Source organism: Bacillota bacterium (genome assembly GCA_023511455.1).
GTDB lineage: Bacteria > Armatimonadota > HRBIN16 > HRBIN16 > HRBIN16 > HRBIN16.
The window spans coordinates 212,798-235,020 of record JAIMBJ010000002.1 but is presented as its reverse complement, the minus strand read 5'-3'; the positions used below and the strand labels follow the sequence as shown (position 1 = coordinate 235,020).

The following is a 22,223-nucleotide window of genomic DNA, read 5'->3' as shown; positions in this document are numbered from 1 at the left end:
CCCCTACAAAAGCCGTGTACACGGTTATTCCATGTTTCGATTTTCGGCATGGAACATCCTGCTCATCAAGCAAACGCAGGTCAGCCACCCCGTCGCAACCAGCGCAAGGTACAGACATACTTTCAACAGGTCGGGCGCGAAACGCAGTGTGATGACCTGCACCCCGGCAGGCAACCGCACACGCTGAAAGGCGTCATCCAGCGGCTCGATCACTCCCGACGGTTCCACCTTCCAGCCCGGATAGAAAGTCTGCATCACGTGCAACCTCGTTGCCGCTTCGGGTAGAGTAATCTGCAGGCGGTTACAACCCTGGCGGCGGAACGGACACTCCCGACCGTCTTCGGTACGCACCCATGAACGCACCCCCGTCAACTCATAAAGGTACCCTTCCGCGCTCTGCGTGAGCAGTCGCAAACCTGCTTCGGCAAGCGGTTGCACCGACAGCACCACTTTCACTCCAGCCTGTGCGAGACGGTCGACAGGTGCGCGCCAGCCCAGCGCCATGTTTCCGTTCTCCACCGGCGCGGAGTCTCTGCCGTTCAGCCCGTCCAGCCACCGTTTTGTCCGCAAGGGCATCAGCGAATCGTAAACCTGCAGGTCATACAGCCCCGCGGCCGTTGCCAGATTGGGCGGCAAAATCGCCTGCGGCGCGCGATACAGGCTCCAGCTGCTCTGCACAGCGAAGACGCGCCACTTGCCTTCCGTGAGGTTCTGCGTCTGTTCCAGAAGAGGTGTGGTCGGGTAGACGCTGTCGGCTAGGGCGGTAGGATTGTAGCCAGCGCCCGCAAGCCACAGGCTTCCCAGCACGCACACCGTCAGGATACCCTGCATCAGCAGGTGGTTCCACTGCCTTTTGCTGCCAATAACCACCGCCCCCGCGCCCATCACAGCCAGAGCGATACCCTGCACGAGCATCGGCATCTGCGCACCGAGCAATTCGGCAAAAGCCTCTTCCCCCAGCGCCTGCACCGTCGTTGTCCGCGCAGCAAGCAGGCTGACGGCAAGCAGTCCAGCCAGTACTCCCCCCGTCCACTGCCACTCCTTCCGGGAAGCGGAGACTAACCGGTCTGCCCCCATCGCCGCCAGCAGCGCCATACCGAAAGCCCACAGCAGCAGCACCCGCGCCGGCGAGCCCGTTCCGCTGAAACCAGGCACACCGAAGTAGAGCAGGGCATTGAGAGGCTTTCCCAGAGCGAGAAGCATCGCCAGAATAGCCATCAGCAGGGCATAGACCCGCCAGAAAGAGCGATAGCCCCATGCACCCAGTACCGCCAGCAGTAACACAGGAATGCCCACAAAGCAGGCGAACTCCGCGTAGTTACCTTTGCCCCAGTAGGTACTGACCTCGGGTGCGTCGGTACGAGCGACGCCGGGGTGACCGAAGAAATCGGGCAGGAACAGGGTTATCAGATGGGCGACGGGCATCGCACTGCCCACGTAAGCCGAATATCCTTCCATCGTCGCGGGAGCACGCCGGTGCGAAAGGCGGGACATCTCCACCGCAGGCAATACCTGCGGCGCGCTCAGGGCGAGGGCAAGGGCAAAGGCAAGCAGCGCGGATGCCCAGGTGCCTGTTTTACTTCCCGCTGTCTCTGAGAACGACGCGGAAGTTTTCCTGATGCGGATGCGCATGAGAATGCCGTATATTGCCAGCAGCAGCCCCGCCCCCAGCACGTAAAAAGCAATCTGCAGATGCCCCGCCAGCAGGCACAGTCCCATCGCAGTGCCCCACCATGTGGCGCGACGCACATCCGGCTGCACACTCCAGCGGGCGGTCGTCAAAACCACCCATGGCAGCCACGAAGCGGTTGCCGGAACACTGGGCAGATACTGCCAGGTAATCATCCATAACGAAAAGGCAAAAGCGATAGCCCCCACCAGCGCGGCGGCAAACCCGACGCCTACCTGCCTGCGCAGCAACAACCACGCGCCCATTCCCGCCCACCAGAGATGCAACGCCGCGAGCCAGCCAAACGCCCCTTCGCGCAGCCATACGAACAGCGCGTTCGGCGGATAGAAAATGGCAGACTGGCTGTTGGCGTAGAGGGGATAGCCCATGCCCTGATGGGGGTTCCACAGGGGTAACCATCCCTGACTCCACATCTGTGCAGTATACAGGCGCCATACGCCGAACTGCGCGGCGCCATCCCACATGAGGGGGTTCCACGGGGGCGGCGTTTCAGTAGCAAGGGCACGGTAGGGGTACACCTGAAACAGCAGGCGTGTGGGAAGCCACACACGCCCGCCTGTCAGCACAGGGAAGAGGAACAACCACACCAGCAGAGCCAGTATCAGCCCCGCCAGAGCAGTTTCTCTAAAACTGGAGAAACTGAATCTGTTTAAGCGCGACCTCATTGGTCGGGTCTTGGCGCAACACCTCCTCGAACTGCGCCTTCGCTTCCTCGTACATGCCGAGCATGGCGTAGGTGAGCGCGAGGTCGTTGCGGATAACGACGTTCCTTGCGTCTATCTGTACAGCGCGTTCCAGCTCAGCCAGCGACTGTTCGAACTCCCCGATAAACCCCAGTACCAGCCCGAGTTGATGATGCGCCTCCGCGTTGTCAGGAGCCAGCTGCACCGCTTGCCGCAGCTCCGCCAGAGCCTGGTCATACTGCCCGTTGATTTTGTACGCGACGCCGCGCTCGATGTGGGATTGTACATCCCCCATAGCCCGGTAGCCCTCCAGTTTCAGGTGTCCTTCATCGATAATGTCCGTGACATCACCGAAATAACTAAGGATGAATCCGTCTCTCCCGCTACCCTACCATCGAGCGATAGCGTCACCGAAAGTATAGCAGTTTTGCCATGTAAATGCAAGACATGCCTGACCGCTTTTTTCACCCTTCGCTCAGCGCGCCGCGCAGTGCGTGCACAAACTCATCCATCTCCTGCCGGGTGCGCTTTTCGGTAACCGCAATGAGCAGGTGATGCTCCCGTCCAGCTTCATAGCGGCTCAGGGGCAATCCCGCCAGATAGCCGGGCAACAGCGCCTGTGCCACCTCTTCCGCCAGGCGTGGCAGGCTAACAACGAACTCCTTGAAAAAGCGTGCCTGCGGATAGACCAGTTCCACCCCCGGCAACTCCGTCAGGCGCTTTGCCAGATAGTGTGCCTTTTGCAGGCACAGGTTTGCCACCTTGCGTAAACCCTGCTTGCCCAGTGCGCTTAGGTATACCGCCGCTGCTAACGCCATCAGGGCTTCGTTCGTGCAGATGTTGGAAGTGGCTCGCTCGCGACGGATGTCCTGCTCGCGCGTGCGCAGGGTCATCACGAAACCACGACGCCCTTCCACATCCACCGTCTCGCCGATGATGCGTCCCGGCAGACGCCGAATGTACTCCTCCTTGCAGGCGTAGAAGCCCAGCAAGGGGCCTCCGAAACCCATCGCCAGTCCCAGCGGTTGTCCCTCTCCTACCACCACATCCACGCCGTATTCTCCGGGTGGCTTCAGGATACCCAGCGCAATGGGGTCTACTGCGACAATCGCCAGTGCACGCCGCTCGTGTGCCAAGGCGGTCAGGTCTGCCATCGGCTCGAGGTTCCCGTAGAAGTTGGGGTGCTGCCACAGCACACACGCCGTGTCGTCGGGTATATGTGCATCTACCGCGGTCACCCCGTCCGCACCGGGAATCTCCTGCACTTCGAGGTCGGCAGCGCTGGTGTAGGTACGCACGACGTGGCGATAATGCGGGTGCACGGTCTGAGAAACCACAATGCGCCTGCGTCCGGTATGGTGCCATGCCATCAGCGCAGCTTCTGCCAGCGCGGTCGCGCCGTCATACATCGAGGCGTTGCTCACCTCCATGCCCGTCAGCTTGCAAATCATGGTCTGGTATTCGAACATCGCCTGCAATAATCCCTGACTGACCTCAGGTTGGTAGGGCGTGTAGGCGGTGAGGAACTCGCCGCGCGACAGAATGGCATCTATCACCGCAGGCGCGAAGTGGTCGTAGATTCCCGCACCCAGAAAGCAGACGCACTTCGACACATCCATGTTCTGCCCCGCAAGACGCTGCATGTGCGCCCGCAGGGCGATTTCATCCATGCCCCGAGGCAGGTTCAGCAGCCCCTGAAAGCGCAATTCCTGCGGTATCTCCGCGAACAGGTCTTCCATCCGCTCCACGCCAATGGCGCGCAGCATCCGTTCGCGGTCGGCATCGGTATGCGGAATGTATGTCATGCCTTTTGACGCTCCTCGATATATGCCGCGTACTGCTCAGCGGTAAGGAGGTTGTCTAACTCGGACGGGTCTGCGATTTGCATCTTAATCAGCCACCCCTCGCCGTAGGGGTCTTCGTTCACCAATTCCGCACGCTGGGTGACGGCGGCGTTTGCCTCAACGACCTCACCCGCTAAGGGCGCATACAGGTCTGCCACTGCCTTCACCGACTCCACTGTGCCGAACATCTCGTCCACCTGTAGCACGCGCCCCGGTTCCGGCAGCTCCAGGTAAACAATGTCACCCAGTTCGGATTGCGCATAGTCGGTGATACCGATGGTGGCGATGCCGCCCTCCACACGCACCCATTCGTCCGTTTTGGAGTATCGTAAATCGTTCGGGATGTTCATGTTCACCTCCGTTATGCTTATACGTGATTGACGAACCGTCTCGATACAATGCGGGCAGGCACAGGTTTTCCGCGCATATCCACCTGTACCTCATTGCCTGTCCTGGCGTATTCGCTGCTCACGAACGCCATAGCGATGCTTTTCTCCAGCGTGGGCGAGAAGGTTCCACTGGTAATTTCGCCAACCGTTTGCCCGTCTACCTGCACGGGGTAACCCTGCCGTGCCACCATGCGCCCTTCTACTTCCAGCCCTACCAGCTTGCGGACAGGACCCTGCTCTCGAACACGACGGATAACCTCCGCCCCGATGAACTGCTTGCTCTTACTGACCACCCAGCCCAACCCCGCCTCGATGGGGTTGATGTCTTCGTTCAACTCGTGACCGTACAGAGGGTATCCCGCCTCGATGCGCAGCACATCCCTTGCGCCCAGGCCGCAGGGCACTGCTCCCGACTCGCTCAGGCTGTTCCACAGGGCTTCCGCTCCTGTAGCTTCCACAATCAGCTCCACGCCGTCCTCACCCGTGTAACCAGTGCGCGCGATGAACACGCGATGTCCTTGCCAGGTAGAGGTGGTGAAGTGAAAACGGGGTAGTTCCGCCAGAGTCAGGCTGAACAGCTGGCTGACCAGCCCGATAGCCTGCGGTCCCTGTACGGCGATCATCGCGGTGAATGCGGTAACATCCTCCAACGACACCGAAGACGGCAGGTGTTGCAGTATCCATGCCTTATCCTTATCGGCGTTCGCGGCGTTCACCACCACCAGCAGGTGGTCAGCAGCAAGCCGATAGACGATGATGTCGTCGATAACACCACCTTGCGGGTTGGTCAGCAGAGAATACTGCGCGGCGCCGTCGGTGAGGGCGGAAACGTCGTTGGTGGTCAGTTTCTCGAGGACGGCGATGGCTTCGGCGCCTTGCAGATGGAATCTGCCCATGTGGCTGATATCGAACATGCCCACGCCTTCGCGCACGGCACGCGCTTCCTGCATGATGCCGCCATACTGCACGGGCATCCACCAGCCCGCAAACTCCACCATTCGCGCCCCCATGCGGGGATGCACCTCCGCGAGAGGCGTGCACCGCAGTTCATTTGGTGTCGCCATTGACCCCTCCTGTCTGACGGGGCGGCACCGTCGCCCGCCCGATAAGCTTCACGAAACCTTCTTCTTGCTCCACACGTTCCACAATGAACATCGAACCCAGATTCATATCGCGCTCCACATCCAGCACCGGATTGAGTGCGGAAGCCACCTTCTGCACCACCGCAGGGGGAAGGTCTTCCCCTTCCACACGCACCTGCGCACTGTCTATCACCACCTGCCGACCGTCTCGCACTGCCACACGCCCCTTCGCCTCAAACCGCCATGTGGTCAGCAGCGCAGCCAGCTCTCCGGTGATGTATATCTCCGAAGCAGTTACCCGCACCTGTGGAGAGTGTACCTCAGGCAACCGACGCTTCACGAAGGTCGCTAAATCCTCCTCGTCCAGGGTCACCCGACCTTCTCCCCAACCTGCTACAAACAGGCGGATTTTCAGGCGAAACGCCGCCGCCCTGGAATCCAGAGAAACATCGGGTATCGTCGCTTCCAGACGACGCACCGGGAAGCCTTTCAAGGAAAACCGCTCCAGCACAATCTGCACTCTTTGCACATGCCCCCGCCAGGCAGGCACTGGCGATTCGGAAAAGAAGGGCATCTGCGCCGCGCGAAACCCCGACGCCTGAACTGTGATGGTATCCGCCCGTGCGAGTAACACGCCCAGCGCACCCCAGCGAGGCTCGATGCGCACCTGCACCTGCCCGTTCCCACCCAGCTGCTGCAGTATCTGTCGTTCCGCCGCTCGTTCCAGCCGACGGGTGAACTCTCTCGCTCCTCCGACAATCAGCACGATTGCGAGAAGGATTTCTGCGAACCGTCGCGCATCAAGTGCCATCACGCCCCTGTCCGGAATCGCCAAACAGGATGCGGTAGAAACAATATATCAGCAGCACGGTAAAAAACGTCCATGCGCTTAACATAAATACCCAGCCTTGCCAGTTCATTCAGGAAGCACCTCCGCACGTTGCATACTCTTGCGCACGTTCCACGCATACCAGACGGCGAACACCTGCAGCAGAAACACCAGAATGACGAAGCCACGCACCATCCAGATATGCCAGCCCACCTCCAGACCGGCTGCTTCTATCGGGCGGGTAAAGAGCTCACCGCTCAGCAGCGGGCGGATGACGTTCTCGTAGAACCACGTGCCCAGTATCGCGATAAGGAAAATCGGGGTCACGTACTTGGCGCAGTAGTAGAAGAAGCGCGGCACACGCAGCAACGCCCCTTCGTGCATCTCCTGCCATACTTTGTCCGCGCCGAAAATCCACATCAGGATGACCACCTCGATCAATGCCATCAGCGGCGGACCGAAGGTGCTCGACCAGAAGTCGTACACATCCACTCCGCCGTTGACCCAGATGGCGAACTGCACGCCAATCAGCCACAACAGCCCCATCGCGGCAACGGCGCGAGTTCGGCTCATGCCGAACTCGTCTTCCAGGAATGCGATAATCGGCTGGCACATGGCGACGATAGAGGTCATCGCGGCGAAGAACAGCAGCAGGAACCACAGGAACCCCAGCACGTTGCCTGCGGGCAGAAAACTGAAGATGGCGGGCATCGACACGAAGCCCAAATAGAAACTGCCTTTGGAGGCAATCATCTGCGCTGCCGCCACCCCGAAGAAAGCCGATGCCGCTGGCAGCGCAATGGAGGCACCCAGCACCACCTCGGCAAAGCTGTTCGATGCGCTCGTCGAGAGTCCCGTGAGGGTTACATCGTCCTTGCGGCGCAAATAGGAGGCATAACACTGGATAGCACCCATGCCCAAACTCAGCGAGAAAAACACCTGCCCCGCCGCTGCCAGCCAGGTCTTGGAGTCCAGAAGCACGAACACCTGTTGCCCATCTCGCTCCACATACCATTTGGGTTCCCACAGGAAGGCGATGCCATCCATGACCCCGTACTCTCTGGAGACAGGGTGTCCCAGAGTAAAAACCCGCACTACCAGCCCGATGGCAAGAATGAACAACAGCGGCATCGCCACCTTCGCTAGTGCCTCGATACCTCCCGACACGCCGCGCGCCATGAGCCACAACGTGAGGAAATAGACAATCGCAAAAACGAACAGGGTAAATGCCTCGGGACGGAGCCACATGCCACCGTCCCCTGCACCAGTATAGCTCCCCAGGAACTCGTTATATGGGTTCAACACGGTTTGCGAAATCTCGTCCGCACTCATCCCCTCGTGGAGCTGGATTCTCTCCACGTGCGGCGTCTGCCCCAGCAGAGTTTTGATGCTGAAGCCCAAGGCCCACGAGCCGATGTATGAGTAATAGAACAGGATGATGGTGGGGATAAAAAGCCCGAGCACGCCGAGGTATTTGGCGATTGGGTTTTTCCACATGAGTTGAAACATCGCCGGGGTCGTGCCGTGTCCGCGCACGCCGCCATAGCGCCCCTGTGTCCATTCCAGCCACATCAGCGGAATCGCCATGAGCAACAGGCAGATAAAGTAGGGAATGAGGAACGCCCCTCCGCCGTTTGCCGCTGCCTGCCCCGGAAAGCGCAAAAAGTTGCCCAGCCCGATGGCATTGCCTGCCATCGCCAGAACCAATCCAATACGAGTTCCCCAGTGTTCGCGTTTTTCTCCGTTGCCGTTCATCGACATCCGCTTTCGTTGCCTCCCCTGAGTGTTCTACACCTTCCTCTTGTTCTCCATATTTTAACCCGAAGCGGACGGATTCCTGTAGCGTCTCAAAATGCCGTGCTGAGCTGGATAACAGCCACGCCGCCGTGCTCTTTATTGCTACCCAGCAGGGAGTAGGAGGTTACGCCGGCGGCGTCATAAAAAACCGACTGATACAACGCGCGCAGAACGGTATCCTCACTGAGGTCGTACCACAGGCTCAGTGTGGCGTAGTGCTCCCTTGGCTTGCCTGGTGCAGACAATCCTGCAGCGGGGTTGAAACGCTGTACATCCTTCAGGTTCCAGAATGCACCCTCATAACTCAGCCCAATCCGCCAGCGGGGACGAGCCCGCCATTGCGCGTTGAGCGCGAGGTGCACCACCCCGTCGTCGCTGCCGAAACCTGCAGGAGGCGCGGCTTTACCGGTGCCGGAGTAAAAGCCTCCGCGTGCATCTACTGCCACGCTGCCGATGCGGGCTCTGTAGCCCGCGTCGATGCCGCGCAGGTCGGTGGGGTTATGCCAGTAGCCGATACGCCCCCAGTAGCCAGGGGGTGCAAAGTAGGGGCGAAAATCGCGGTATCCCAGCCACAAGGAAGTCGTTTCATCTGGACTGTATTGCACTCTTGCGGAAAACGCCCAGTTATCGCGGTTCAGACGGGTATCGCCATGATGCACGAGGTCACTCTGCGAATAGACGGCGGCGAACTGCCACCGGTCGGAGGGTTTGTACTCTGCCTGCCACCCCCATACATTCACCCCATTGACCGCGCCGAAGGCGGTCGGAATGTCTCGTCCAGCGTCGATGGTGAGAAACTGTGCCCCTACAGCGACGGTATTTCCCAGCCGCACCGTTGCGGAGGCCCCTGCGCTGTGCCGGGCATGGACGATGCCGTAGGGAATGCGGTTGGGACGCTGGCGCAGGGGGTTACCGGGCTGGAAGAGGTTGACTGCGTCGTTGCCAGCAGAGACGCGCATGAAGTCGGGCAGGAGGTTGGTGTTCACCGTATCGTGTTCGGCAGCGTAGAGCATGATGCTCACCAAATCGGTGTCCAGCCGGAACTTCAGCCCGTCCATGCTGTAATAACCGCCATCATAGCGCGGGAGCAGGGTATACACATCGACATCCGGCCTCCACAGGGTTAAAGGGGTCATTCGGTTCTCTATCCTGCCCACCAACAGGCTACCCTGCCTGCCAAACAGGCTTACCGGCACGCGTATCCCTGCTTTCCACAGCAGGAAGTCGGTGGCACCCGGGCTGCGTTGCGGGGCGTTTGCAAAGTGAGACGCCGAGCGGACGTAAGTGAGGTAGTTGCCTGCCACAAGCGCTGCCTCCGCGCGGATGGCAGGGGCGACCTCGGCAGACACCTGCAGGTTCAGCTCATGGGTCACCTCGGCGTTGTTCAACAGCCCGCCGCTGGACGCATAGCCGTTCTGGTCCACAAAGCCCTTGTGGTCTATCCCGTGCGCCCCTCGGCCGACGAGGTCGACGGTACCGCTGACCCGCACACGCTGGCGCAGCTGCTGTTCCAGCGAGCGAACCTGGCTCTGTGCCCCGGAGAGTTCCCTCCGCAGACGGCGAACGTCCTCGCCGATGGTCTGCAAATCGCGTCCGAACTCCTCCAGCAGCTGATTCAGGATGCGCATCTGTTCCTCCAGCCTGAGCAACCGCTGCGCCGTATCCTCGGGAATCTGCTTCAGCTTCTCCCGGTCGGCGTCAACGGCGACAGCATCGACGGCAGGAGGCGGCGGAGTAATGACAGGGGGAGGGGGTAGCAGAATGCGCTGCCTCCATTCGTCCCTCAAAGCATTGACGCGGTTTCTCATTTCCTGAAGGGCATCGCGCAGGGCAACGGCGAACTCGTAGCGCGTAACGGGCTTTTGACCGCGAAAAGAGCCATCCGGGTATCCCTTCAGAATGCCCTCCCGCATCAAAGATTGAACGGCGTCGTATGCCCAGTGCCCGGACGGGACGTCCTGCTGAGCCAGAGCCACCGCACATGTCCACAGGACGACAAGAAAAACCACAGGCGGCACCAGACGATTCATCAGTGCACCTCCTGTCCTGGTGAAGAATCAAGGTGAAGTAGTGATTCGGCAGAACGCAGGGAAGTCCTGCGTTTTCGGGTTAGCAGTCTGGCACAGCGTTTCCCTTTGGGAGCATCGCGTCCTCACAGGGCATACCAAACGAAAACCCCCTCCGGCTTGCCGGAGGGGGTTGACTGCGCGGTTTCAGGTTAGAACTTCACGCTGAACTGGGCCACTGCCACACCAGCGCGGGCTTTGTCGTCGCCGGGGATCACGCGCCATGCGGCGACACCCTTGGCGTTGAAGTCCACGACCTGGTAGAGCAGTTTGAGCAGCGCGTTGTCGCTCACCTTGTAGTCCACGCCCAGCGTGACGTAGTTCTCCGTCGGCTTCGCGCCGGCTGCGGAGGTCTTGAGGTTCCACAGAACGCCCTCGTAAGAGACGTTCAGGTTCAGCTTCTCGCTGGCGTTCCACAGCACGCCGGCGGCGATGTGAGTAATCTCGTCATCCTTGCCGACGAAGCTCGCCGGGCGGTCGCTACCCTTGTAGAAGCCACCCTTCGCATCGATGGCGAACGCACCCAGCTTCCACGCCAGCGCGACATCCGCGCCTTTGATGTCGGTCGGGTTGTGCCAGTAACCGATGCGGCCCCAGTAGCCGGGGGCGGCGAAGTACGGGCGCACCTCGCGATAGCCTGCGCTCAGCGACAGGTTCTCGCTGAAGGTGTAGCCAACACCCACCAGCAACGCCCAGTTGTCCTTGTTGTTGACGTTGTCTTCCTGCAGCAGCAGGTCGCTCTGGGCGTAGTCGGCGGTGATGGTCAGTCGGTCGATCAGGTTCGCCTTCAGGTGACCACCGTAGACGTTCAGGCGGTTCACGTTGCCGAACGGAGCCACATTGGTGGTACCCCGCTTGGCGGTAATCACTTCAGCGCTCAGGCTCACCTTCTCGCCGAGGTTTACTTCCAGGGTGGCACCTGCGCTGTTATCAAACGCGCCGATGCCCGCTACCGTGCCGGTAGTTGGGTGAGCTGCGGCAATGTTCGGGGTGGCGCCGATGCCGCCGTTCAGCGACATGAAGTTCGTGCCGTTGTTGGTGTTCACGTTGCTGTTGCGGGCGGCAAACAGCCCGATTTGCACCGAGCCGATGCCGATGGTCGCTTTGGCACCGTCCATGCTGTAGTAGCCGTTGTCGTAGCGGTCGATGGTGGTGTAGACATCCACATCGGGTCGCCACAGGGTCAACGGGTGGGTGCGGTTCTCGAAGCGACCGATGGTCAGGTTGACCTCGGTGCCGAACACGCTAATCGGCGCGTTGACCGCGGCTTTCCACAGCACGATGTCGGTGTTGGTCGCTGCCGGTCGGGCACCGAACTGCGATGCCGAACCGAGGTAGGGCAGCCAGTTGCCGACCACCAGGCTCACATCGGCGGAAGCGGTGTCGCTGAGCTTGCTGCTGATGTTCAGCCCGAGCTCATGCAGCACGTCGATGTTGCCCAGCAAGCCACCAGGTGCGGTCGGCTGAGCGTTCAGGTCGATGGCAGTGCGGTCGTCGATGCTGTTGGTGCCACGCACCACGAAGGTCACATCACCCGTGATGCGGAAGCGCTTCATCTCTTCCTCGATCGCCTCCACACGCCTGCGGAGGTTGGCGAGGTCGCGCTTGGCGGATTCCACATCCACGCCCAGCGAAGCCATCTCATCCTGGAACTCCGTGGCGAGGCGGTTGATGCGGGCGATTGCTTCCTCCAGCCTCTGCAGCCTCTGCGCGGTATCTGCCGGGATAGCCTGCAGCTTGGCGCGCTCCTCCGCAGTGATACCGGGCTGCGTGGGCGGAGTTGGCTGAGAAGGCTGCGTGGGCTGACCCCTCGGGATCTGTGCCCGCACTTCATCGATCTGCTGACGAATCGCTGCGAGCGCATCACGGATAGCGATGGCGAACTCGTAGCGGGTCAGCGGCACCTTGCCCTTAAACGTCCCATCCGGGTAGCCCTTCAGCACACCGAGGTCAAACAGCTCCTCGATGGCGTCGTAAGCCCAGTGCCCGGGTGGAACATCGGGAGGCACCTGTGCCCAGGCGTTGCCAGCGAAGGTAATCGCGATGGCGACACCCAAGCCGATCAACAGACGTTTCATCGTACCCTCCTCCTTGTTCCTTAATGGAAGTGTAACGTGCCTTTCGGAGCACTCACTTCCCGGAACAGAGAGGGTTGCCTTTCGGCTGGGGGAGTTCGCTTCGCGGAGCCTCCAGGGTTACCTCCAGCGCACGCCTCCCTATCGCCTCAGGCGATCCTCTGTTCTTCTCAGAGAGTGCCCCGATATGCATTCACCGCTTTCGCGGTGGAAATGCCTTACCGAGTTCACTACTACTATACCACGACCTTGCGCAAACGTCAAGAAGTTTGCCGGTGATTCTGCTAAAAAAGTTGTTTTTCCGCACTTTGCCGGTCGCGGTTTTTCACTTTTACAGACGAGGCACGAGCGACATCGGTTATCATGAATCTGGCTGTTTTCACCGAATATCTTAGCAGAGGAGAGTTCTCACACCTATGCGACGGGTGATCGAATGTGTGCCCAATTTCAGCGAAGGGCGCAACGGTGATACCATCCATGCGCTGACACAGGCGGTACGTGAAGTGCCCGGCGTTCGGCTGGTGAATGTATCGGCAGACCCCGACCATCATCGCACGGTGCTGACCTTTTTGGGCGAGCCAGACGCAGTCGCAGAAGCCGCTTTTCGCTGTGCACAGGTAGCCGTAGAGCGTATCGACCTGCGTTCTCATCAGGGGGTGCACCCCCGCATCGGTGCGATAGACGTGATGCCCTTTATCCCACTCCGAAACGTGCCGATGTCGGACTGTGCGCACATCGCCCGTGAAACGGGATACCGCATTGCAAACGACCTGCAGGTACCGGTGTATTTCTACGAACACGCCGCATTGCCCGGCAGACCTGCGGACCTGCCGACCATCCGTCGCGGGGGGTTCGAAAGATGGGCAGGGCGCGCGCTGACCGGCGACCGTGCACCGGATGCAGGTCCCGCGTTCCTGCACCCCACAGCGGGAGCGGCAATCGTGGGCGCGCGCGGACCTCTGATTGCGTTCAACATTAACCTCAACACCGACCGTGTAGAGGTAGCACAGCACATCGCACGCACCATCCGCCATGAACGTGAGCGCATTCCCCAGCTGGCGGGAGTGCGGGCACTGGGGTTGTTTCTCGCTTCGCGAGGCGTTGCGCAGGTATCGTTGAATCTCACACAGCCTGAACAGAGCCCGTTATGGTGGGTGCTGGATTATGTACGGAGGCTGGCAGACGAGCAAGGTGCGCGGGTCATGGAAACGGAGCTGATAGGCGTTGCACCGGCGTCTGCAATCGCCGGAGTGGCAGCTCACTGCCTGCAGAACCCTGCGCTCAACGAGGAGCATATTCTGGACCTCTGGCTGGACCCTGAATGGAACCCATGAACATCTCTCAACTGGCTGTGCGTTTGATGCTCGCGCTGGCGGTACTGGCGTCGAGCTGGTATGCCACGCCTGCGCAACAGCTCTTTACTGGCGTGGCAGGAGGGGTATTGCTGCTTGTGGCGGTGAAGCCGCAAAGCAGGCTGGCAGCATTTCTGGATGTTGTGGCGGCGTCTGTCCTGCAGGTCTATTCCCCCATGTGGTTACCGCTCAGCGCCTGGGTCATCGCCGTGCACCGGGGTTACGCGCGTTCGTTGGCTTTTCTCTTGATCCCGGCTCCTTTCATCTATGCCTGGCGGGCGGACAACCTCTTTGTGTGGTGGGCAGTGCTGTTTGGGATGCTGTGGCTGTATCTTGGATTCACTCTGGCGGAACGAACCGCATATGAAGAAGAGAGCGACCTGATGCTGCCTTTACCCGATGCGTTGCGCGAGCAATGGGAGCAGGAGCGGGAGGCACACCGCCAGCTGAGGTATCAGTATCAGGAACTGGTTGGCGCCCATCGGCAGCAGATGGCACGGCACCAGCTGGACCGTGCGCGCCTGCAAGTCCTTCAAACCGCCGTCACCACGAAAGAGCTCGACGACTTTGCGCGTCAAATACTGTTTATCCTGCGAGATGCCACCGGTGCGCCGGAGGGCGCGCTGTGGCTTTTCGACGAATACACATCTTCTTTGCGCCTGGCTCACGCTACCACGAGGCAGGACATGCTGTCCAGTGTGGCTCTTTCTCCTTCCGCGCAGGTGACCAGACTATCTCCGTCGGATGTGGGAGAGCGGCTCAACCACGCCGTGCAGTCGCTTGGTGAGAACACGCTGACCTCTGTGCTGCATGACGAGCAGGGGCTCGTCGGAGCGATTGCGCTTTTCGGCTGGCAGGATGTGAACGATGAAGCCCTTGTTCGGGAACGCCTTCAACAGATGCGAAACACCGTGTGCCTTGCCATTCGCACCGCCCACTACCTGCGCACCTTACAGCAGGAAAACCGGACCCTGAGCGCTCTCTACGAGATAGGCAGGCTGTCTGCCGTTTCCTCATCGACAGAAGATGCCGCGAAAAAGTTCACGTCTGTGGTGGCAGACCTGCTATCCGCACCATTCGTCACCCTCTATCTTCGCAATCCAGATACAGGCACTCTTCAGGTGGTTGCTTCGGTAGGGGAACCCATTCGCCTGATGGAGGAACAGCCGCCGGAGGCGAACGAGGGGATAGCGGGATGGATTGCTCGCCGAGCCCAACCCCTCTATCTGCCGCACACCTCGTCAGAACCGAGGCTGATTGGATATGCTTCCAGAAGGGTGTTCGCCAGCCTGATCGGAGCACCCCTGATGGTGCGTGGACAGGCGGAAGCCGTGTTGCTGGCAGCACACACCACGCCGGGTTATTTCCGTGAGCATCACCTGGAGCAGCTTGTATCTGCTGCCAACCACTTTGCGCAGGTCATCGAGATGTCACGGCTTACCCGCTCGGTAGGGCTACTGGCGCTGACGGATGGTTTGACCGGGCTGTTCAACCGCAGATACATGGACATTCGGCTGGAGGAGGAGATCAGCCGCAGTCAACGATATCACAGACGTTTCAGCCTGATACTGGCAGACGTAGACCATTTCAAGCAAATCAACGACACCTGGGGACACGCGACGGGAGACCTTGTGCTTCAGGGGGTCAGCCGATTGCTGGTGGAAAACCTGCGTGAGACCGAGCTGGTCTTCCGGTATGGAGGCGAAGAGTTTTTGGTGATTTTGCCTGAGGCCGCGCTGGCGCAGGCAACTTCGGTAGCGCAACGGTTGCGCGAAGTGATAGAAAGGCATCCCTTCCAGACCGTAGACGGTTCGTCCATTCTCCATGTAACTTTCAGCGCGGGAGTAGCAGAATACCCCACCCATGGCACCGATAAGAGCACCCTGCTTGCCGCCGCCGATCAGGCACTGTATCTGGCGAAACAGCGAGGCAGAAACCGGGTGGAGCTGCTGCCTCCCGCTGCCTGATTACAGCAAGACCTCCTCCAGGCTCACCAGCCTCGCGCCTTTGCTTTGCATCTCCTGAAGTGCTTTCTCGCTGTCGCCCGGCTGCACGTCCACGCCACGCACCGCGTCCTTCAGAACCAGCGCGTCGAACCCACGCTGCAGTGCATCCAGTACCGAGGCGCGCACGCAGTAATCGGTTGCCAATCCCCCGACCACCAGCCGCTTAATGCCCTTCGCTCGCAACAGGTCTTCCAGCGGCGTGCCATCCGCCGTTCGCGCGTCAAAGGCGGAGTAAGCGTCTTCGTTCTCGCCCATTCCTTTAGACACGATGATGGCATCCTCCGGCAGATGCAGGTCAGGGTGAAACGCCGCTCCCCGCGTGTTTTGCACGCAGTGTACTGGCCACTGTCCACCGTACGCCGCGAAGTGTGTGCTCTTTTCGGGATGCCAGTCGCGCGAGGCGATGACAGGAGCACCCGCTTGTTGGAACCGTTCGATGGCGCTGTTCAGTACAGGCACCACTTTGTCGCCCTCGGGCACGGGTAACGCGCCTCCCGGGCAGAAGTCGTTTTGTACGTCCACTATCAGCAAAGCGGTATCCGCCATATTCTCACCTCCCGTATCATTGTGTCATACTCCCGTTGTTGTGTGCAACTCTGTCAAGTTGACATCCACTTGCTAAAACTGCTATGCTAACAGCTACCACAGGCTACACGCAAGGAGGCTGGAAAACTTTGGAAAACGCAAAACCACTTGGTTATTTTGCTTTTGTGCTGCATTCACATATTCCGTACGTGCTGGCACACGGGCGCAGTCCACACGGCATGGACTGGCTCTCCGAGAGTGCCGCGGAGACCTATATACCCCTGTTGAATACCTGCTACCGGCTGATTAAAGAGGGCATCTCACCGCAGTTCACCGTCGGTATTACTCCTGTGCTGGCAGAGCAGCTGGTGCAGCCCGCTTTCGCCGCCGAGTTCGAAGCCTGGCTCAAGGATAAAATTGCCGCTGCCGAGGTCAACCGCAAGGAGTTTCTCAGCGAGAAGAAGCTGGGCATGGCGGCGCTGGCGCAGTACTGGCATCAGTTTTTCACCAAAACTTTAACCGATTTTCGGGAAAGGTACCGCTCTGACATCATTGGGGCATTCCGTGACCTGCAGGACGCAGGGCACATCGAGATTTTGACCAGCGCCGCCACGCACGGCTATTTGCCGCTGCTGGGTACCGATGAGGCGGTGCAGGCGCAAATCAAGCAGGGCGTGCAGACCTACAAGCGGCTGTTCGGAAGGGCGCCGCGGGGCTTCTGGCTGCCGGAGTGCGCCTATCGCCCCCGCTATCGCTGGAACTACCCGGTGGATTTCGAAGGCAAGCCTTCGGAGCCCTGGCTGCGCAAAGGTGTCGAGGAGATTCTGGCGGAGAATGGCATCGAATACTTCTTCATCGACTCGCACCTTCTCAAAGGCGGCGAAGCGATAGGTGTGTATGCCGAACGGTTCAAACCCCTGCGTGAACTGTGGGAGCAGTTCAGCGTGCAGTACCGTGCCGAGGATACGGAGAAATCGCCCTATTACGTGTACCTGGTGAACTCCTCCGGTGAACCTAAGCCTCCGGTCGCCGTTTTCACCAGAGACCCTCGCACCGGCGTGCAGGTGTGGAGTGCCGATTCGGGCTATCCCGGCGACGAGTATTATCTGGAGTTCCACAAAAAGCAGCCACCGGGCGGCTTGCGCTACTGGCGCATCTCCCGTCCGAAGGATGACCTGGGCAAAAAACAGCCTTACGAGCTGGCGAAGGCGTTCGAGCGCATTCAGGAACACGCCAAACACTTCGTCGATCTTGCCCATGAAGTGCTCAGCGAACACGTGCAGTCCACCGGTAACAGCGGCATCATCACCGCCATGTATGATACCGAGCTGTATGGACACTGGTGGTTTGAAGGTCCCGAATGGCTGTACTGGGTGCGCAGGGGAATGGAGACACACCCCGAAATCCAGCCCATCACCTGTGGTAAGTACCTGCATCTTCATCCGCCGCAAACGGTGGTGCAGCTGCCCGAAGGCTCTTGGGGAGAAGGTGGCTACCACTGGGTGTGGCTGAACGAGTGGACAGAGTGGACATGGAAGCGTATCTATCCTGCCGAGCGGGAGATGGTGCGTCTGGCGCGCCAGTATGGTGATAATCCCAAAGTGCAGACCATCCTGAAACAAATTGCCAGAGAGCTGTTGCTCCTGCAGTCCTCCGACTGGCAGTTTCTCATCAGCACCTGGTCGGCGCGGGACTACGCCGAACTGCGCGCACAGTGGCACGCCGACCGCTTCCAGATGCTGGTGAACCTGCTGGAGCGAGTGGCGCGTGGCGAAGAGCCTACCCCCGAAGAGTGGGGCGCGCTGGGTGAGGCAGAAGAACGCGACAATATCTTTCCAGACATCGAGCCCAAATGGTGGGCACAACTGGAGTTCCCGCCGCACGAGTAAGACGAGGTATGGAGACGACACGCACGGGAGATAGCTCCGCTGCTTTGCGCCAGCTGCCCGCGGTATCGCGCGTGCTGCAGGACGGGAGGATACAGGAGGCAATAGCCGCACATGGACGGCAGCTGGTCGTGGACTGTACGCGAGAGGTATTAAGCCGACTGCGTGAGCATCTCCAGAAAGGCTCGGCAGTCGTAACCGACCTGCCCTCTATCGTAAGCGAGGTACTGCAGGCAGTGGAACGCTGGCGCACACCCACCCTGCGCCGTGTCATCAACGCCACGGGGGTGGTTTTGCACACCGGATTGGGTCGGGCTGTGCTGGCGCAATCTGCCCGGCAGGCGGTCACCGAGGTGGCGCAGGGGCACTCGATGCTGGAGATCGACCGCGACACCGGCGAGCGCGGCGACCGCATCGAGCATGTGCGCGACCTGTTGTGCCGTTTAACCGGAGCAGAAGACGCCACCGTCGTCAATAATAACGCAGGAGCGGTGTTGCTGGCAGTCACCGTGCTGGCGCAGGGAAGAGAGGTGATTATCTCGCGCGGGCAGCTGGTAGAAATCGGGGGAGCGTTTCGGATGCCCGACATCATCGCGCAGAGTGGGGCAAAGCTGGTGGAGGTGGGCACGACCAACCGAACACGCCTGCTGGACTATGAACAGGCGATTACCCCAAATACCGCCCTGCTGTTGCGCTGTCACCCCAGCAACTTCCGTATCGTAGGCTTCACCGAGGAGGTGTCCGCCGAGGAGCTGGCTTCGCTGGCGCACCGACACGGGCTGGCTGTGCTGGACGATGTGGGCAGCGGATGCCTGGTGGACACCGCGCAGTTCGGGCTGGAACATGAACCTACTCTGCAGGAAAGCGTGCAGGCGGGGTGCGATGTCATAACCTGCAGTGGCGACAAGCTGCTGGGTGGGCCGCAGGCGGGCATCATTCTGGGCAAGCAACAAATCATACAGCGCATTCGCAAGCACCCGCTGCACCGTGCCCTGCGTGTGGACAAACTGACTCTTGCCGCGCTGGAAGCCACTCTGCGTCTGTATCTGAACCCTGCTGACGCGCTGCGCGAGATTCCTGTGCTGCGCACGCTGGCGATGTCTGTGGAAGAGGTCAGGCGGCGGGCGAACAGGCTGAAGCGAAGGTTGCAGGCTATCCTGCCACCAGGAACGGTAACCGTTCGCCTGCGCGAGGGGATGTCCGCAGTGGGTGGTGGTAGCCTGCCCGGACAGCAGCTGCGCACGGTGCTGGTGTGCCTGTGTTCACCAGAGATAAGTGCGTCGCAGCTGGCGCACGCCCTGCGCTGGCAGGAACCCGCCGTCTTCGTCCGTATCGAACAGGAGGAAGTGCTTATAGACCCCCGCACCCTGCTGGACGATGAACTGGATACGCTGATTCGGGCGGTAGAGCGCGCTGTGGTGCAGTGTAAAGGAGGGAAGATGAGCCATGCATGATGCGGTCCATCGGGCGATTAACGATACCGTTAAAGCGCTGGTGCGTGTGGCGGCGATGCGCGAAAAAGGCGCTGACCTGCACAGCGCACGGGTTGCCGTACTGGCGGTGGCCACTGGCGAGAAGCTGGGCATGAGTGACGAGGAACTGCTGGTACTCCGTCGTGCAGCAGAACTGCATGATATCGGCAAGGTGGCGATTTCAGACAGCATTCTGGGTAAGCTGGGCAGGCTGAGCGAAGAGGAGATTCAAATCATGCGCCAGCACGCCACCCTTGCTCTGGAGATACTGGGCGCAGTGCAGGCGTTGAAGCCAACCCTGCCGCTCATCAAACACCATCACGAACGCTGGGACGGTAGCGGCTACCCGGACGGCCTGGCTGGTGAGCAGATACCTCTGGGCGCCCGCATCATCGCGGTGGCGGAGGTATACGACATCCTGACGCATGGGGCGCCGTGGAAGGAACCTCTGGGCGTGGAAGAGGCGAAAGCGGAGATCCAGCGTTGCGCAGGCACGCAATTTGACCCGCGGGTGGTGGAAGCGTTCCTGCAGGTGTGCGACCTGATGTGCGACTGAAAGATGTCTGCAGGTTGCTTGTGAACAGATGGGCAGTATATAATACAGCAGATGCCAACCCAGCCATGAAGGTGCCTGGCTTGTCTAAGAAGTGGCGCATTTTGCAGATGGTTTCCAGCTCGGCGACCTCGGGTGCTGAGAGACACCTTGTGCTCCTCTCACGGATGCTCCAGCAGCAAGGACACCTTGTGGTTACCGTTTGTCCACCGCACAACTGGCTTCCTGAAGAACTGCAGCGCGCAGGCGTAAACACTCTGCCGCTGCCCATGCGTGGCGCGGGCGCAGCGATGACCCTGTGGCGTCTGGCGCGTGTGGTGCGCGAACAGCGCATGGATATCATCCACACCCACCTCACCCGTGCCGCCTACTACGGTCTGCTACTGGGCTTGCTCACCCGTAAGCCGGTGGTCTCTACGGTTCATGTGTTCACTTGCGACCCTGCCTATCGCTGGCTGTCGCGCATGGGCAACCCGCTCATTGCCGTTTCAGATGCGGTGCGACGCTGGCTTATCGAATACGGCGTACCCGCCAGCGTGATACAAACCGTCTACAACGCCACCGATTTCGTCTCTTTGGATGGTGTGAACGCAGATGCACCCAGGGAGGTTCGGAGTGAATTCGGACTGCCATTGAACAGTAAGCTCATTGGAGTTTTTGCCAAAGTGACCCCTATCAAAGGGCAGGACCTGTTACTGGAGGCACTCCCTCAGGTACTGCGATTGCATCCCGACGCTTATGTGCTGTTCGTTGGCATCGCAGAGAGTGCCTTCGCTCACCAGACGCAGCAGCGAGCGACGAGGCTGGGGGTGCATCGTCACGTTATCTTCACCGGACTGCGCACCGATGTCGCCCGGCTGATGCAGGCAGTGGATGTGGTGGTGATGCCTTCTCGCTCTGAGACTTTTGGGCTGGCGGCGCTGGAGGCGATGGCGCTGGGCAAACCGGTCATCGCCACCCGTGTCGGCGGGTTGCCCGAGCTGGTACGGGATGGGGAGACCGGCATCCTCGTGGATCTCACTGCCGCCTCGCTGGCGCATGCTCTCGACGAACTGCTCGCTAGTGCCGAGCTGCGAGTCCGCCTTGGGGAGACAGCACGCACTCTGGTGTGCCGATACTATAACCCCGAGCAGATGGTGCAGCACATCGAATCCGTCTACGCCCGTGCCCTGATTGCCTGAGATGATTGCCATCCTGATGTACCACAACGTGGGCGAGAAAGGTCGCCACCTGAATGTCTCCCCACAGGGGCTGGCAAAACAGTGCCAGATGCTGCAGCGGCTGCGCTTTCGAGTGATGCCACTGCGAGAGCTGGCAGAACATCTTCATCACCGGCAGCTGCCGCGCCGCGCGGCGGTGTTCACCTTTGACGATGCCCTGCTTGGCGTGTACGAACATGCAGCACCGATTTTAAGAAGGCACGGATGGGTGGGCACGGTGTTTGCCGTCAGCCGGCGGCTGGGCGGGGAAACCGACTGGACGGACGACTACCGCCATCGCGTGATGAGCCGCGAGCAGCTGCTGGCGCTGCATCGGGCGGGATGGGAAGTGGGCGGGCACACCCTCACGCATTCTTACCTGACCCGCCTGCCCCCTGAGGATGCCCGTCACGAAATCGAACAATGCCGCCACGAACTCGAAGAGCTGACCGGCGCGCCGGTGCTCAGCTTTTGCTACCCCTACGGTGACTGGAACGATGCCGTCACGCAGATGGTGCGAGAAGCGGGGTACCAGGCGGCGTGTACCGTGCGCAAAGGGCTGGTGAAGCCTCAGGACAACCCTCTCACCCTGCCGCGGGTGCACATTGCCTACAGTGACGGCGCAACCGGGTTGCTGTACCGCTTGTGGCGGGCATGGCGGCGCACGCGATAGACAGGCATAGACAGGCTTCGACGTGCTTGTGCCCATGCGTTCGGCCACCTCCGGAAACCGCGCGGGTGTTCGAAAATGCACAGAATGTAGCCGCAGGCTTTA

17 protein-coding genes are annotated in these 22,223 nt (G+C 60.3%); 7 read left to right on the top strand and 10 right to left on the bottom strand.

Annotated features, from left to right (window positions below):
• Positions 1-24: 24 nt before the first annotated feature.
• From K6U75_02285 to K6U75_02245, 9 genes are all read right to left on the bottom strand, one after another.
• Positions 25-2,355 carry a hypothetical protein gene (locus tag K6U75_02285; protein ID MCL6473873.1) on the bottom strand — a complete coding sequence of 777 codons (2,331 nt, stop codon included), beginning with the start codon at positions 2,353-2,355 and terminating at the stop codon, positions 25-27.
• Positions 2,315-2,668 (bottom strand): tetratricopeptide repeat protein, encoded by a 354-nt coding sequence (locus K6U75_02280; protein ID MCL6473872.1) that lies wholly within the window; start codon positions 2,666-2,668, stop codon positions 2,315-2,317. The genes K6U75_02285 and K6U75_02280 overlap by 41 nt, the downstream gene beginning before the upstream one ends.
• A gap of 169 nt (positions 2,669-2,837) precedes the next feature.
• Positions 2,838-4,178, bottom strand: coding sequence for an aminomethyl-transferring glycine dehydrogenase subunit GcvPA (gcvPA, locus tag K6U75_02275; protein ID MCL6473871.1), 1,341 nt, complete (start codon positions 4,176-4,178; stop codon positions 2,838-2,840).
• Positions 4,175-4,567 carry a glycine cleavage system protein GcvH gene (gene gcvH / locus K6U75_02270; GenBank protein ID MCL6473870.1) on the bottom strand — a complete coding sequence of 131 codons (393 nt, stop codon included), beginning with the start codon at positions 4,565-4,567 and terminating at the stop codon, positions 4,175-4,177. Before gcvH ends, gcvPA begins: the two co-directional genes overlap by 4 nt.
• A 17-nt stretch (positions 4,568-4,584) precedes the next feature.
• Positions 4,585-5,670: a glycine cleavage system aminomethyltransferase GcvT gene (gene gcvT, locus K6U75_02265; protein ID MCL6473869.1), complete on the bottom strand. Its 1,086-nt coding sequence runs from the start codon at positions 5,668-5,670 to the stop codon at positions 4,585-4,587.
• Positions 5,654-6,499, bottom strand: coding sequence for a DUF2993 domain-containing protein (locus tag K6U75_02260; protein MCL6473868.1), 846 nt, complete (start codon positions 6,497-6,499; stop codon positions 5,654-5,656). The genes gcvT and K6U75_02260 overlap by 17 nt, the downstream gene beginning before the upstream one ends.
• A gap of 105 nt (positions 6,500-6,604) precedes the next feature.
• Positions 6,605-8,272, bottom strand: coding sequence for a sodium-dependent transporter (locus tag K6U75_02255; protein ID MCL6473867.1), 1,668 nt, complete (start codon positions 8,270-8,272; stop codon positions 6,605-6,607).
• 92 nt (positions 8,273-8,364) lie between these two features.
• Positions 8,365-10,344, bottom strand: a complete 1,980-nt coding sequence (locus K6U75_02250; GenBank protein ID MCL6473866.1) for an S-layer homology domain-containing protein — start codon at positions 10,342-10,344, stop codon at positions 8,365-8,367.
• Between the two features lie 188 nt (positions 10,345-10,532).
• A complete protein-coding gene (locus tag K6U75_02245) occupies positions 10,533-12,458 on the bottom strand; it encodes an S-layer homology domain-containing protein (GenBank protein ID MCL6473865.1) in 1,926 nt (641 codons plus the stop codon).
• Positions 12,459-12,871: 413 nt separating this feature from the next.
• Between K6U75_02245 and ftcD the strand changes: the two genes are divergently transcribed.
• Positions 12,872-13,789 carry a glutamate formimidoyltransferase gene (gene ftcD / locus K6U75_02240; GenBank protein ID MCL6473864.1) on the top strand — a complete coding sequence of 306 codons (918 nt, stop codon included), beginning with the start codon at positions 12,872-12,874 and terminating at the stop codon, positions 13,787-13,789.
• Entirely contained in the window at positions 13,786-15,774 is a 1,989-nt protein-coding gene (locus K6U75_02235) for a sensor domain-containing diguanylate cyclase (protein MCL6473863.1), read from the top strand. Before ftcD ends, K6U75_02235 begins: the two co-directional genes overlap by 4 nt.
• Here K6U75_02235 and pncA read toward each other — a convergent pair whose 3' ends face one another.
• Complete coding sequence (gene pncA, locus K6U75_02230) at positions 15,775-16,359, bottom strand: bifunctional nicotinamidase/pyrazinamidase (GenBank protein ID MCL6473862.1); 585 nt, start codon at positions 16,357-16,359, stop codon at positions 15,775-15,777. It lies immediately after the preceding gene.
• Positions 16,360-16,487: 128 nt separating this feature from the next.
• Between pncA and K6U75_02225 the strand changes: the two genes are divergently transcribed.
• The 5 genes from K6U75_02225 (at position 16,488) to K6U75_02205 (ending at position 22,121) form a co-directional block, all read left to right on the top strand.
• Positions 16,488-18,227, top strand: coding sequence for a DUF1957 domain-containing protein (locus K6U75_02225; GenBank protein ID MCL6473861.1), 1,740 nt, complete (start codon positions 16,488-16,490; stop codon positions 18,225-18,227).
• 8 nt (positions 18,228-18,235) lie between these two features.
• Positions 18,236-19,678 (top strand): L-seryl-tRNA(Sec) selenium transferase, encoded by a 1,443-nt coding sequence (gene selA / locus K6U75_02220; protein ID MCL6473860.1) that lies wholly within the window; start codon positions 18,236-18,238, stop codon positions 19,676-19,678.
• Positions 19,671-20,252: an HD-GYP domain-containing protein gene (locus K6U75_02215; GenBank protein ID MCL6473859.1), complete on the top strand. Its 582-nt coding sequence runs from the start codon at positions 19,671-19,673 to the stop codon at positions 20,250-20,252. Before selA ends, K6U75_02215 begins: the two co-directional genes overlap by 8 nt.
• A gap of 80 nt (positions 20,253-20,332) precedes the next feature.
• Complete coding sequence (locus K6U75_02210; protein MCL6473858.1) at positions 20,333-21,430, top strand: glycosyltransferase family 4 protein; 1,098 nt, start codon at positions 20,333-20,335, stop codon at positions 21,428-21,430.
• A 1-nt stretch (position 21,431) separates the two neighbouring features.
• The gene (locus K6U75_02205; GenBank protein ID MCL6473857.1) at positions 21,432-22,121 is read left to right on the top strand and encodes a polysaccharide deacetylase family protein; all 690 of its coding nucleotides are present in this window, start codon (positions 21,432-21,434) and stop codon (positions 22,119-22,121) included.
• The last annotated feature ends 102 nt before the right edge of the window (positions 22,122-22,223 follow it).